A 12,569-nucleotide genomic window follows, 5' to 3' on the forward strand; every position below is an offset into this window, starting at 1 on the left:
CGCCTCAAGGTGAACGGCCTCTCGGCCGGCTACGGCGCCTTCCTGGTGCTGCGCGATCTGAAGCTCGACATCCAGCCCGGCCTCACCGTGGTGCTCGGCCCCAACGGCGCGGGCAAGACCACGCTGCTCAAGGCGCTCAACGGCCTGATTCCGCGCGGTGGCTCGGTGCTGCTCGACGGCGCCGAGATGCCCGAGAAGACGCATGAAATCGTGCAGGCCGGTGTGGCCCTGGTGCCCGAAGGCCGCCAGTTGTTTCCCCAACTCACCGTGACCGAGAACCTCGAACTCGGCGGCTGGCTGGTGCCCAAGGCGCAACGCGCCGAGCGCCTGGCCCGGGCCTTCGTGGACTTTCCCAAACTCAAGGAGCGCGCCACGCAACTGGCCGGCACCATGAGCGGCGGCGAGCAGCAGATGGTGGCTGTCGCGCGCGCCATGATGTGCGCGCCGCGCCTGCTCATGCTCGACGAACCCTCGCTGGGTCTCGCGCCCAAGATGGTGGATGAACTGCTCACCATCGTGCGCCGCATTGCCGATGCCGGCACCACGGTGTTGATGGTGGAGCAGAACGTGAAGAAGGCGCTCGCGGTGGCCGACCGGGGCTACGTGATGGAGCGTGGCATGCTGGTGGCCAGCGGCCCGGCCAAGCTGCTCGCGCGCTCCACCGTGATCCGCGAGGCCTACCTCGGCGCCGACAAAGACCCCGCCACCGGCACCACCAGTGCGGCCAATGCCGTGCAGCGAAAGAAGGCTGTGGCTGCGACAACCTGAACCCAATCACCTCTGTTCGCCCTGAGCCTGTCGAAGGGCTCACCCACCCAATGGCGTGAAGGCTTCGACAGGCTCAGCCCGAACCGTGTTGTTCCGATCATCCTGAGCTTGTCGAAGGGCAGGCTCAGCCCGAACGGGATCTTGCCCAGTCCAAACGGTTTCATTTCTGATTTCAAAGGAGAACCCCATGTCCGACATGTCCATGCTCATCAACGGCCTCAAAGTCACGGCCGAAAAAGGCGCCACCTTCGAGCGCCGCAACCCGCTCGACGGCAGCGTGGCCACGCGCGCGCCCGCCGCCTCACCGGCCGACGCCGTGATGGCGGTGGAAGCCGCCGCCGAGGCCTTCAAGACCTGGAGCGAAACCGGCCCGAGCGCGCGCCGCGCTCTGCTGCTCAAGGCGGCCGACGCGCTGGAAGCCAAGACGCCGGCCTTCATCGAGGCCGTGTCGGCCGAGACCGGTGCCACCGGCATGTGGGGCGGCTTCAACGTGATGCTGGCCGCCGGCATGATCCGCGAGGCCGCCGCGCTCACCACCCAGGTGGCGGGGGAGGTGATCCCGTCGGATGTGCCCGGATCGCTGGCCATGGGTGTGCGCCAGCCCGCCGGTGTGGTGCTGGGCATCGCGCCGTGGAATGCGCCTGTCATCCTGGCCGTGCGTGCCATCTGCGTGCCACTGGCGTGTGGCAACACGGTGGTCTTGAAAGGCAGCGAGAACTGCCCGCGCACCCACCAGCTGATCATCGAGGCGTTTCAGGACGCGGGCTTCCCGCCCGGCGTGGTGAACTACATCACCAACGCGCCAGCCGATGCGGGCGCCGTGGTCGAGGCCATGGTCGCCCACCCGGCGGTGCGCCGCGTGAACTTCACCGGCTCCACCAAGGTCGGCAAGATCATTGCGATGACCTGCGCGAAGTACCTGAAGCCCGTGGTGCTGGAGCTCGGTGGCAAGGCGCCGCTGGTGATCCTGGACGACGCCAACCTGGACGATGCGGTCAATGGTGCGGCCTTCGGCAGCTTTGCCAACAGCGGCCAGATCTGCATGAGCACCGAACGCATCATCGTGGACAGCAAGATTGCAGACGCCTTCGTGAAGAAGTTCAGCGACAAGGCCAAGGCCCTGCCCCTGGGCGACCCGCGCAAGCCCGAGCCGGTGGTGCTGGGCTCGGTGATCGGCATGAGCACGGTGCACCACTGCAACGAACTGATCGACGACGCGCTGGCCAAGGGCGCCAAGCTCGCGTGTGGCGGCAAGGCCGACACCACGCTCATGCCCGCCACCGTGCTCGACTTTGTCACCCCTGCCATGCGCATCTACCACGAAGAAACCTTCGGCCCGGTGAAATGCGTGGTGCGCGTGAACGGCGTAGAAGAGGCGATTGCCTGTGCCAACGACAACGAATACGGCCTCTCGGCCGCCGTGTTCGGTGGCGACATCGCGCGCGCCTTCAACGTGGCACGAAAGATCGACAGCGGCATCTGCCACGTGAACGGCCCGACCGTGCACGACGAAGCGCAGATGCCGTTTGGCGGCGTGAAGGGCTCGGGCATCGGGCGCTTCGGCGGCAAGGCCGGCATCGCCGAGTTCACCGAGCTGCGGTGGATCACGGTGCAGACCACCCCGCGGCACTACCCGTTCTGAACCCGGGCAGGGCGCGCTGGATCGTCAGCGCACCTTGCCCAGTGCGCGCAGCACCTTTTGCGGCGTGATGGGTTGCGAGAACACATGCGCATCGAACGGCGCGATCGCGTCGTTGATGGCGTTCATCACCGCCGCGGGAGCGCCCGCCGTGCCGGCCTCGCCCGCACCCTTGGCGCCCAACTTCGATGTGGCGGTGGGCGTCTGGATGTGTGCCACTTCGATGTCGGGCATCTCGGCCGACATGGGCACGAGGTAGTCGGCCATGCTGGCGTTGATCATCAGACCGCTGTCATCAAAGAGGCACTCTTCCAGCAGCGCGCCGCCGATGCCCTGCACGATGGCGCCGCGCATCTGCTCATCCACCAGCATGGGGTTGAGCACGCGGCCGCAGTCTTCCACCGCCCAGTGCTTGAGCAGCTTCACGAAACCGGTGTCGGGATCCACCTCCACGTAAGACGCCTGCACGCCGTTGGTGAAGATGAACGGGAAGTCGCGCTGCGCGTAGTGCCGCGTGACCATTAGCTCGGGTGTGAACTCGGCGGGGAGCGTGTCGGAGCGGAAATAGGCGATGCGCCCCAGCTCGGCCAACGGCAACAGCTCTTCGCCGGTGATGGTGTCCACGATGCGGTCGCGGCGCACCGCCAGCGTGGCGCCGTCGTGCTTGAGGATGATGGCCGCCACCTTCACGATGTTCTCGCGCAGCGCCTGGCCGGCGAGCAACACAGCTTCACCGCCAATGCCCGCGCCGCGCGAGGCCCAGGTGCCACCGCCATACGGCGTGGCGTCGGTGTCGCCGGTGACCACGCGCACCTTGCTGATGTCCACGCCCACCGCGTCGGCCGCGATCTGCTGGTAGATGCCTTCGGTGCCCTGGCCCTGCTCGCCCACACCGATGAGCACGGTGATGTGGCCTTCGGGGTCCAGCCGCACGGTGGCGCCGTCCTGCGAGGCGATGCGCGCACCGCCCACGCCGTAGAACGCGGCACTCGGGTTGGTGAGCTCGATCACGGTGGCAAAGCCGATGCCGCGATGGATGCCCTGCTTTCTCAGTGCGGCCTGCTCGGCGCGCAGCGCGTCGTAGTCCATCAGCTCGCGCAGCTTTTTCAGGCTCGCCTCGTGCGAGAGGATTTCCAGCTTGATGCCCGAGATGCCGGCCGTGGGGTAGGCGTCGTCAGGGATCACGTTGAGTTCGCGGATGCGCAGCGGGTCCATGCCGATCTTCTGCGCGGCCAGGTCCACCAGCGCTTCGGTCACGGCGCAGGCAATCGGGTGGCCCACGCCGCGGTACTGGCAGGTGGGCGTCTTGTTCTGGAACACCACGTTGAGCTTGGCGCGGTAGTGCTTGTGTTTGTAGGGCCCCCCCACGAGGTTGACCACCTGGTTGCCTTCGATGGCGCTGGTGCGCGGGAACATGGAGTACGGGCCAATGCCGGTGAGGTCATCCATGTCGAAGCCGAGGATCTCGCCGTCGCGGTTGACCGCGATGCGCGCCTTGATGGCGTGGTGCCGCGCGTGGATGTCGCTGGTGAAGCTCTCCAGCCGGTCGGCCACGAACTTCACCGGGCGGCCCAGCAGGATGGACAGCGCCACGGTGGCGAAGTCGTCGGGGTACGCGTGCACCTTGATGCCGAAGGAGCCGCCCACGTCTTTGCAGACCACGCGGATGGCGCTAGCTGGCAGATCGAACTGGCGACCATAGAGGTCCTGCATCATGTGCGGCGCCTGGCACGAGTGGTAGACCGTGAGGCGTCGGTCGGCCGGGCTCCAGTGCGCGATCTGCGCGCGCGGCTCCAGCGTCACGCCGGTGTGGCGACCAAACTCGAACTCGATGTCGGCCACCACGTCGGCGTTGGCAAAGGTCTCGTCGACCTGACCCACATCCAGCGTGCGGGTGAAGCACAGGTTGTCGCCCAGCTCGGGGTGGATCAGCGGCGTGGCTGGGTCCAGCGCGGTGAGCATGTCGGTGGCGGCGGGCAGTTCTTCCCACTCCACCTCGATGTAGGCCAGCGCGTCTTCGGCCTGGGCGCGGCTCTCGGCCACCACGGCCACCACCGGCTCACCTTGCCAGCAGGCACGGTCCAGCGCCAGCGCGTACTGCGGTGCTGATTTCATGCCCGCCAGGTGGCCCAGCGTGGCCACCCAGGGTTTGCAGACCTTGGCGAGGTCCTGCCCGTCGGCCACCAGCAGCACGCCGGGCATGGCGCGGGCAAATTCGGCGTTCACGGACTTGATGCGCATGTGCGCCACCGGGCTGCGCCAGTACACCACGTGGGCCATGCGCGGCAGCTCGATGTCGTCCACGTACTGACCCAGCCCTTGGGTGAGCCGCTCGATGCCGCCGCGCGGCACCGACGCGCCGATGTAGCGCTGGTCGTCGTTGACCGGGGTCAGCGGGCGGCTGTGGTCGACGCCGGGCTCCAGGTTGACGGTGTCGCGTCTCATGCGGTGGCCTCCTTGCGTTGTTGCAGCACGTCGCAGATCGCGTCGACGATGGCGTGGTAGCCGGTGCAGCGGCAGTAGTTGCCCGAGATCCACTCGCGCACCTCGGCGCGGTTGGCGTGGGGCATCTGCTCCACCAGCTCCTTGGCCGCCATCAACATGCCCGAGGTGCAGAAGCCGCACTGCAGCGCGTTGCGTCGCACAAAGGCCTCTTGCAGATCTCGGATCACGCCGGACTCACTCACGCCTTCGATGGTCTGCACTGTGCCGCCGTTGGCCTGCACGGCCAGGGTGAGGCAGCCGCGCACGATCTGGCCGTTGAGCTCCACCGTACAGGCGCCGCACACGCCGTGCTCACAGCCGAGGTGGCTGCCCTTGAGGCCGAGGTCTTCGCGCAAGAAGTCCACCAGGTGGGTGCGCGGTTGCACGCTGCACTGGTGCGGCTTGCCGTTGACGGTGACTTTGATCGGGTACAGGTCTGCCATGGGGGTTCCTTGGGGGCTCAGGCGCTGGAAGTGGCCGGGGAGGGCAGCATGCGTTGCAGCAGCACGCCGGCGAGATGCCGTTTGGTGTCGGGGGTGTTGGTCAGGTCGGGCAGCGGGTCGATTTCGCTGCGCAGACTGGCCACGGCCTGGTCCACAGTGGCCGCGTCGACGGCGCGGCCTTCCAGCAGCGCTTCGGTCTTCCGGGCACGCACCGGCGTGGCGTCTGCACCCAGCAGCACGATGCGCAGGTCGTGCAATGCCGAGCCTTCGCGCCGTGCGGTGGCGGCCAGGCCCACGATGGCGTAGTCACCGTGACGGCGTGCCAGTTCGCTGAAGCCGAACCAGTGCTCGGCGCCAGCCAGTGGAATCTCGCAGGCGACCAGCAGTTCGTCGGGCTGCAGCGCGGTGCTGTAGAGGCCCGTGAAGAAGTCGTCGGCAGCGATGCGGCGTTCGCCTTTCGGTCCGCGCGCCACCACAGTGCCACCCAGCGCCAGCAGGCAGGTAGGCCACTCGGCGGCGGGGTCGGCGTAGGCGATGGAGCCGCCAAAGGTGCCGCTGTTGCGGATGGCGCGGTGCGCGATGTGGGGCGCGGCCGCCTTGAGCAGCGGTGCGTGGCGCGCCACCAGCGGACTGAGCTCGATGTCGGTGTGGGTGACCAGCGCGCCGATGCGCAGCACCTTGCCCTGCACGCTGATGCCGCGCAGTGATTCGATGCCAGTGATGTCGATCACCAGTTGCGGCTCGGACAGGCGCATGTTCAGGGTGGCCATGAGGGTCTGGCCACCGGCCAGCAGGCGGGCGTCGTCGCCGTGCTCCTGCAGCAGCGCGATCACCTGGTCGATGGAAGCGGGTTTGACGTAGTCGAAGGCAGCGGCTTTCATGGAGCGGTCCTCAAGAAGTCAACAGGGAGGCGATCCACACGCCGAAGCCGGTGGAGAGGGAGCCGAGCACGAACCACAACACGCGAACCCCTTCGCCGCTGACGACGGGCTGGGGCGCATGAACGGTGCGCGGCACGAAGGGGGAGGGCGCTGCGGCGGTGGCAGCGGGTGCGGTCTCTGCAGGCGTTGTTTCAACGGCCTCCACCACCGGCACACCCACCATCTGTTCATTGAACGCGGTGAAGAACTGGTCGGCCATCTGCTTGGAGGCGGCGTCGATCATGCGGCCGCCCACCTGGCCGAGCTTGCCGCCGATGGCGGCTTGTGCGGTGTAGCGCAAACGCGTGCCACCGGCCTCGTCGGTGAGTTCCACATTCGATTGGCCCTTGGCCATGCCGGCCGCGCCGCCCGAGCCCTGAAAGCGCAGCACGCAGCCCTCGTTGTGGCGGATGTCTTCCATGCGCACATGGCCCACGAAGCGGGCACGCACCGGGCCGATCTTCACGGCCACGCGGGCGGTGCGTTCGGTCGGGCTGGTGGCTTCCATGGCTTCGCAGCCGGGGATGCAGCGCGTCAGGATCTCGGGATCGTTGAGCCCGGCCCAGACCTTCTCGCGCGGTGCGCCGATCAGGATGTCTCCAGTCAATTCCATGCCTTGAATCCTCGGGTTTTCACGGGTGTTTTTGTTTACCAGTCGGTTAACAATGGTACGAATCATTGACCGATCGGTAAATAGCGTGCGCATCCAGACAAACCCTGACAAGGCCCAGGAGGCCAGAAAACAGGCCGCCGAAGTCCCGGCACGTCGGCGCATGGGTGTGGCCGAGCGAGAGCGCCAGATCCTGGACGGCGCGATCCAGTTCTTCTCGGTGCATGGCTTCAATGGCCAGCTGCGCGACCTGGCCAAGAGCATCGGCGTGACACACGCCCTGCTCTATCACTACTTCCCCACCAAGCAGGCGTTGGTGGACCGCGTTTACCTTGAGGTGTTTGAAGGTCGCTGGCGCGCCGAGTGGGATGCGTTGCTCGACAACCCCGACACGCCGGTGGAAGACAAGCTCACCGCTTTCTATTGGGAATACGTGACGATCACGCTTTCGCAGGAGTTCGTGCGCATCCTGGTGTTTTCTGGCCTGACCGACCACACCATCACCGACCGCTTCTTTGCCATGCTGCGCGCGCGCCTGTTTCCGCGCCTGATCCGCGAGACGCGCCGCTTCCGCGGCGTGGTCAGCCGTGCCAAGCCCAGCGAGCGAGAGATGGAACTGCTCATGGGCCTGCACGGCGGCTTCTTCTACATCACCATGCGCCGCTGGATTTACGCGCAAGACGTGTACAGCGAAAGCGCCCACGAGGGCTACGACGAAGAGCTGGTGCGCGACCGCGTGCGCGCCTACCTGAACGCCAGCCGCGACCTGTTTGCCGACCACGCCAGGAGCACACGCAAGCAGCCAGTCCAACGCTGACCCACCCCTTTGATGAAGCCGGTGCGGGGGCGCCGGCATCCCGCCAACCCGGCTGAACCCTCAGCCATGACACCCACCGAGGAGACAACATGAAGCTCAAGAAAATCGCCATCGCGACCCTGGTCGCCATGGGCGCCACGCTGGCTGCCGGTTCCGCCATGGCGCAGCAACGCGTCACGGTCAACATCGGCTCCAGCCACCCCACCACCAATATCTGGGCCTTCGCGATGAAGGAAGTGTTCCAGCCCGAGGTGGATCGCATCCTGAAGGAAGGCGGCGCGAAATACGAGGTGCGCTGGCGCGAGAACTACGGCGGCACGCTCTACAAGTTCACCGACACCCGCGCCGCCGTGCGCGACGGCATCGTGGACGTGGGCATGGTCGGCACGGTGTGGGAAAACTCCGCCATGCCGCTGCAGAACGTGACCTACTTCACCCCGTTCGCCACCACCAACCACGAACAGCTGATCGAGATATTCGACAAGCTCAACGCCACCGTGCCTGCCCTGCGCGACAGCTGGGCCGCACAGAACATGGTGCCGCTGTCGTCGCTGATCACCGACAGCTACGACATCTACGCCACCTTCCCGGTGAAGGACATGAGCAGCCTGAAGAACAAGCGCATCAACGCCCCCGGCACCTCGGCCAACTGGCTGCGCGAGACCGGCGCCACCCCGGTGGACGGCGCGCTGACCACCTACTACACCAACATCCAGACCGGCGTGACCGATGGCGCTCTCTCGTTTGCCAGCGGCATCGGCCCAGCCCGCGTGTACGAGGTGGCCAAGAACCTCACCCGCATCGACATCGGTGCCATGTACTTCGGCAGCGTGGCGGTGAACAAGAAGGTGTTCGACGGCATGCCCAAGGAAGTGCAGGACGCGATGCTCAAGGCCGGCAAGGCCACGTCGATCGCCCATGGCAAGCACGTCACCAAGACCGCCAACGCTGCGCTGGACACCATGAAGGCCGCCGGCCTGCAGATCACCGATTTGCCGCAAGCCGAGAAGACCAAGTGGGTCAATGGCCTGCCCAACATCGTGGCCCCCTGGCTGCAAGGCACGGGTGATGCAGGCAAGCAGGTGCTCAAGGCTTACTTCGACGAACTGCGCGCCCGTGGCGTGAAGCCCCTGCGCGACTGGGACCTCCAGAACCGTTGATCGGCCCCGGGCCATCTCGTGCACCCGGCCGCGCCCAGCGTGGTCGGGGTGTTCTTTCCCTCCGCTTTCACAGGTGACCTGTGCACAACGAACCCGACTTCGCCAGCGAGACCCCCGCGGTCGCCGGCCTCACCAACCCCCTGCAGGGCGTGGCCAACGTGCTGGCCGCCGTGGGCACGGTGTGGATCTTCCTCATGATGCTGCTGATCGTGGCCGACGTGCTGGGACGCAACTTCTTCGATGCACCCATCACCGGCGTGGCCGAGTTCGCCGCGCGCTCGGTGGCCTCCATCGTCTTCCTGCAGTTGGCCGCCGCCGTTTGCTCCGGCCGCATGACGCGCAGCGACTTCCTGCTGCAGATCATCGGCAGGCGTTCACCGGGCACGGTGAAAGCGCTGGAGGTGATCAACGTCGTCGTGGGCGCGCTGCTCTTCTTTGCGCTGGCCGCCATCTCCTGGCCCGAGCTCACCGAGGCCATGAAGATTCACGAGTATTTCGGCGTGCAGGGCGTCTTCACCGTTGTCACCTGGCCGTTTCGCGCGCTCATCGTGCTGGGCTCTGTGGCCGCCGCCCTGTCTTACCTCGCGTGCATCCCCTCGCTGCTGCGCCAGCCACCGTCCACCGGAGCACACGCATGAGCGAACTCGCTCTGGGCGGGCTCCTGATCGGAGCCCTGGTCTTTCTCGTGCTGATCGGCCTGCACATCGCCGTGGCCCTCACCGCCGTCGGTTTTGCCGGCATCTGGCTCATCCGTGAAGACGTGGACATGGCCATGCGGCTGATGTACCTCTCGGCCTACAACGGTGTGGCCGACTACATCTTTGCCACCATCCCGCTCTTTGTGTTGATGGGCTTGCTGGTCTCGATATCGAACGTGGGCAAGGACACCTTCGACGTGGCCGAAACCCTGTTGCGGCGCCTGCGCGGCGGACTGGGCGTGGCCACCGTGGCGGCCAACACCGTGTTTGCCGCCGTCACCGGCGTGTCCATCGCCTCGGCGGCGGTGTTCACCCGTGTGGCCGTGCCCGAAATGGTTCACCACGGCTACCGCACCAGCTTCGCCGCCGGCACCGTGGCTGGCAGTTCGGTTCTGGGGATGATGATCCCGCCCAGCCTGCTGCTCATCATCTACGGCGTGCTGGCCGAGCAGTCCATCGGCACCCTGTTCATCGCCGGCATCATCCCCGGCTTCGTGATGGCGGCAGCCTTCGCCATCATGATCATTCTCATGGCCAAGTTCACGCCCGGCCTGGTGTTCGATCTCAAGCGCCAGGCCGAAATGGCCGCCGAGCGCAGCACCGCGCGCCTGCTCACCACCTCCGAGATGCTGGGCAAGCTGCTCCCCATCGCTGCGCTGGTGGCGCTGGTGCTGGGCGGGCTGTACTCCGGTTTCTTCACGCCCACCGAAGCTGGCGGCGTGGGTGCCTTCGGTGCCTTCGTCATCGCCATCCTGCGGCGCAAGCTGGGCGGCGGCAACCTGTGGCGCGTGCTCACCGAAACCGGGGCGGTGTCGGTCGGCATCCTGATCCTGCTGGTGGCCGCGGGCTTCTACAGCCGCATGTTGTCGGTGGCTGGCGTGCCCGTGGCGATCAGCGACGTGGTGCAGGCCGCAGGGCTGGGTCCTTATGGCTTTCTGGCGCTGTACGTGCTGATCCTGCTGCTGCTGGGCATGATCCTGGACTCCAGTTCCATCTTGCTGATCATGACGCCGGTGGCCGTGCCGATCGCGGCCGGGCTGGACTTCAACCTGATCCACTTCGGCATCATCACCGTCATCGCGGTGGAGATCGGCCTGCTCACCCCGCCGTTCGGCATCTCCGTGTTCACGGTCAAGTCCACCCTGAACGACCCCAAGGTGTCGGTGGAAAGCATCTTTGCAGGCTCGCTCCCCTATGTGGGTGTGATGCTGGTCGTCCTGCTGCTGATTGCCATCTTCCCGGTCATGGCGCTGGCCCTGACCTGAGGCGACCACGCGCGTGGCGCAGGCTCAGCGCTGCGCCATGCGCGTGGGCGCAAACACGCTGCGCCCCAGCCAGCGCCAGAGCCGCTGGCCATTGCGCCCCGCGCCCTGCACCGTCAGGTCGCCCGACTGAATTTCCCGCTCCGGGGCGCTGTCGCCGGTCCAGATTTCGGTGAGCGCGCGCACCGTCGAGTCGACCTGCACGCTGACGTCGTGGCCCGGATCGTCGCGGCACAGGTCGGCCACGTGGTCTTCCACCACCAGCCACCATTGCCGCTCGGTCGCCGGGCCATCGCTGAACCGGAAATGGACCACCGTGCGTTCGGCGTCGGGGAACTCCTCCATGCGCGCGAAGCGGCGGATGTCCCACATCAGGAAACCGGCGTCGAGCTGCTCGGGCCGCAGCCGGCTGCCGATCCAGCGTGCCCCCCAGTGGCCCAGGCCCACCACGATCGGCCGCAGCTCCTCGCCCGCAGGCGTGAGGTGGTATTCCCAGTTCTTCTCGACGCGGCGCCGCTCGACGACACCGATCTCTTCGAGCTTGCGCAGGCGCTGCGTGAGCAGCGTGGCCGACATGCGCGGCACGCCACGGTGGATGTCGTTGAAGCGGTGGCTGCCGCACAGCAGCTCGCGCACCACCAGCGGCGTCCACAGTTCGCCCAGCACCTCGGCGCCCCGGGCCACGGTACAGAACTGCATGTAGTCGATCATGCGGACCAGTCTAGTCGTGTGCTGTCAGAACGCCTACTCCAGATTCTGGACTTGAGCGCGCCCGGCACCCGGCATACCTTGGAGCCCGACCGTGCATGTCGCACCGGTCGATCCCCAAGGAGCACTGCCATGACCGAAGCCCTCGTTTCCGCCCCCGCTGCCCCGGCCGTCTTCGACGCCGAGAAGTTTCGCCAGACCACGCGCGCGCAGTGGGAGAACACCGCCGAAGCCTGGAACCGATGGGGCCCCTTGCTGGCGCGATGGCTCGGCCCGGCCACCGAGGCCATGCTCGACATGGCGGCGGTCGGCCTTGGTGCGCGTGTGCTCGACGTGGCGGCCGGCGCGGGTGAACAAACCCTGGTCGCCGCGCGCCGCGTGGGCGCTGGCGGCCATGTCCTGGCCACCGACATCTCGCCTGCCATCCTGCGCCATGCGCGCGCGGCGGCCGAGCAGGCCGGGCTGGCGAACGTGGACACGATGGAACTCGATGGCGAGCGCCACGACCTGGTGCCCGGCGCGTCTTTTGATGCCGCGGTGTCGCGCGTCGGCCTGATCTATTTTCCCGACCAGCAGCGCGCTCTCGCCGGCATCCGCCATGCCCTGAAGCCGGGAGGGCGCTTCGCCGCGGTGGTGTACTCCACGGCCGAGCGCAACCCCTTCTTCGCGCTGCCGGTCGGCATCATCCGGCGCCGCGCGCAGCTGCCGCCCCCCTTGCCCGGGCAGCCTGGGCCGTTCTCCCTGGGCGGCGAGGGCGTGCTGGCGAAGACGCTGGAGCAAGCGGGCTTTCGGAACGTGGAGGTGCGCAAGGTCGATTCCCCGGTCCGCCTGCCGAGTGCCGCCGAGTGCGTGCGCTTCGAGCGCGAGTCCTTCGGTGCCCTGCACCAGATGATGGCCGGCCTGAGCGAAGACGAACGCGCCGACACCTGGCGAGAAATCGAGGAAGCCTTGCTCCGCTTTGAAACCCCGACAGAGGGTTTCGTGGGGCCGTGCGAGATGCTGGTGGGGGCGGGCACGCGCTGAGCGGGCCGTGATGTCGTCGGACGGCTTCAGGGCGAGG

General features: G+C 67.0%; 11 protein-coding genes and 1 pseudogene. 7 read left to right on the forward strand and 5 right to left on the reverse strand.

Translation table 11 applies throughout. From position 1 onward, the window contains the following. Positions 1 to 63 precede the first annotated feature (63 nt). A pseudogene (locus tag F9Z44_RS01715) lies at positions 64 to 768 on the forward strand (ABC transporter ATP-binding protein); the annotation flags it as partial. A gap of 187 nt (positions 769 to 955) precedes the next feature. Beyond that, a complete protein-coding gene (locus F9Z44_RS01720; protein WP_159603019.1) occupies positions 956 to 2,410 on the forward strand; it encodes an aldehyde dehydrogenase in 1,455 nt (484 codons plus the stop codon). Between the two features lie 24 nt (positions 2,411 to 2,434). On the opposite strand, the gene F9Z44_RS01725 is transcribed toward F9Z44_RS01720, so the two are convergent. From F9Z44_RS01725 to F9Z44_RS01740, 4 genes are read right to left on the reverse strand one after another with little or no spacing between them, the layout of a single operon-like run. Continuing rightward, entirely contained in the window at positions 2,435 to 4,852 is a 2,418-nt protein-coding gene (locus F9Z44_RS01725; RefSeq protein WP_159603021.1) for a xanthine dehydrogenase family protein molybdopterin-binding subunit, read from the reverse strand. Further along, positions 4,849 to 5,334 (reverse strand): (2Fe-2S)-binding protein, encoded by a 486-nt coding sequence (locus F9Z44_RS01730; RefSeq protein WP_159603023.1) that lies wholly within the window; start codon positions 5,332 to 5,334, stop codon positions 4,849 to 4,851. Before F9Z44_RS01730 ends, F9Z44_RS01725 begins: the two co-directional genes overlap by 4 nt. Before the next feature lie 17 nt (positions 5,335 to 5,351). Beyond that, complete coding sequence (locus F9Z44_RS01735; protein WP_159603025.1) at positions 5,352 to 6,215, reverse strand: FAD binding domain-containing protein; 864 nt, start codon at positions 6,213 to 6,215, stop codon at positions 5,352 to 5,354. Between the two features lie 10 nt (positions 6,216 to 6,225). Then, positions 6,226 to 6,867, reverse strand: a complete 642-nt coding sequence (locus F9Z44_RS01740; protein WP_159603027.1) for a CoxG family protein — start codon at positions 6,865 to 6,867, stop codon at positions 6,226 to 6,228. 85 nt (positions 6,868 to 6,952) lie between these two features. On the opposite strand from F9Z44_RS01740, the gene F9Z44_RS01745 reads away from it, so the two are divergent. The 4 genes from F9Z44_RS01745 (at position 6,953) to F9Z44_RS01760 (ending at position 10,804) form a co-directional block, all read left to right on the forward strand. Then, positions 6,953 to 7,681 carry a TetR/AcrR family transcriptional regulator gene (locus F9Z44_RS01745; RefSeq protein WP_236574226.1) on the forward strand — a complete coding sequence of 243 codons (729 nt, stop codon included), beginning with the start codon at positions 6,953 to 6,955 and terminating at the stop codon, positions 7,679 to 7,681. An 89-nt stretch (positions 7,682 to 7,770) separates the two neighbouring features. Then, positions 7,771 to 8,841 carry a C4-dicarboxylate TRAP transporter substrate-binding protein gene (locus F9Z44_RS01750; protein ID WP_159603031.1) on the forward strand — a complete coding sequence of 357 codons (1,071 nt, stop codon included), beginning with the start codon at positions 7,771 to 7,773 and terminating at the stop codon, positions 8,839 to 8,841. Between the two features lie 80 nt (positions 8,842 to 8,921). Further along, on the forward strand, positions 8,922 to 9,479 hold the full coding sequence (locus F9Z44_RS01755) for a TRAP transporter small permease subunit (protein ID WP_159603033.1): 558 nt from the start codon (positions 8,922 to 8,924) through the stop codon (positions 9,477 to 9,479). Beyond that, positions 9,476 to 10,804, forward strand: coding sequence for a TRAP transporter large permease (locus F9Z44_RS01760; RefSeq protein ID WP_159603035.1), 1,329 nt, complete (start codon positions 9,476 to 9,478; stop codon positions 10,802 to 10,804). The genes F9Z44_RS01755 and F9Z44_RS01760 overlap by 4 nt, the downstream gene beginning before the upstream one ends. Before the next feature lie 24 nt (positions 10,805 to 10,828). On the opposite strand, the gene F9Z44_RS01765 is transcribed toward F9Z44_RS01760, so the two are convergent. After that, the gene (locus F9Z44_RS01765; protein ID WP_159603037.1) at positions 10,829 to 11,512 is read right to left on the reverse strand and encodes a winged helix-turn-helix transcriptional regulator; all 684 of its coding nucleotides are present in this window, start codon (positions 11,510 to 11,512) and stop codon (positions 10,829 to 10,831) included. A gap of 129 nt (positions 11,513 to 11,641) precedes the next feature. Here F9Z44_RS01765 and F9Z44_RS01770 point away from each other — a divergent pair, with 129 nt between their 5' ends. Then, entirely contained in the window at positions 11,642 to 12,532 is an 891-nt protein-coding gene (locus F9Z44_RS01770) for a class I SAM-dependent methyltransferase (protein WP_159603039.1), read from the forward strand. The last annotated feature ends 37 nt before the right edge of the window (positions 12,533 to 12,569 follow it).

This window comes from Hydrogenophaga sp. PBL-H3 (assembly GCF_010104355.1).
Classification (GTDB): Bacteria; Pseudomonadota; Gammaproteobacteria; order Burkholderiales; family Burkholderiaceae_C; genus Hydrogenophaga.

Excerpts from the sequence above, each read along its gene's own strand:
- F9Z44_RS01720 (WP_159603019.1), top strand. The coding sequence starts at position 956 with ATGTCCGACATGTCCATGCTCATCAACGGCCTCAAAGTCACGGCCGAA.
- F9Z44_RS01735 (WP_159603025.1), bottom strand. The coding sequence starts at position 6,215 with ATGAAAGCCGCTGCCTTCGACTACGTCAAACCCGCTTCCATCGACCAG.
- F9Z44_RS01740 (WP_159603027.1), bottom strand. The coding sequence starts at position 6,867 with ATGGAATTGACTGGAGACATCCTGATCGGCGCACCGCGCGAGAAGGTC.
- F9Z44_RS01765 (WP_159603037.1), bottom strand. The coding sequence starts at position 11,512 with ATGATCGACTACATGCAGTTCTGTACCGTGGCCCGGGGCGCCGAGGTG.
- F9Z44_RS01750 (WP_159603031.1), top strand. The coding sequence starts at position 7,771 with ATGAAGCTCAAGAAAATCGCCATCGCGACCCTGGTCGCCATGGGCGCC.
- F9Z44_RS01730 (WP_159603023.1), bottom strand. The coding sequence starts at position 5,334 with ATGGCAGACCTGTACCCGATCAAAGTCACCGTCAACGGCAAGCCGCAC.
- F9Z44_RS01760 (WP_159603035.1), top strand. The coding sequence starts at position 9,476 with ATGAGCGAACTCGCTCTGGGCGGGCTCCTGATCGGAGCCCTGGTCTTT.
- F9Z44_RS01725 (WP_159603021.1), bottom strand. The coding sequence starts at position 4,852 with ATGAGACGCGACACCGTCAACCTGGAGCCCGGCGTCGACCACAGCCGC.
- F9Z44_RS01770 (WP_159603039.1), top strand. The coding sequence starts at position 11,642 with ATGACCGAAGCCCTCGTTTCCGCCCCCGCTGCCCCGGCCGTCTTCGAC.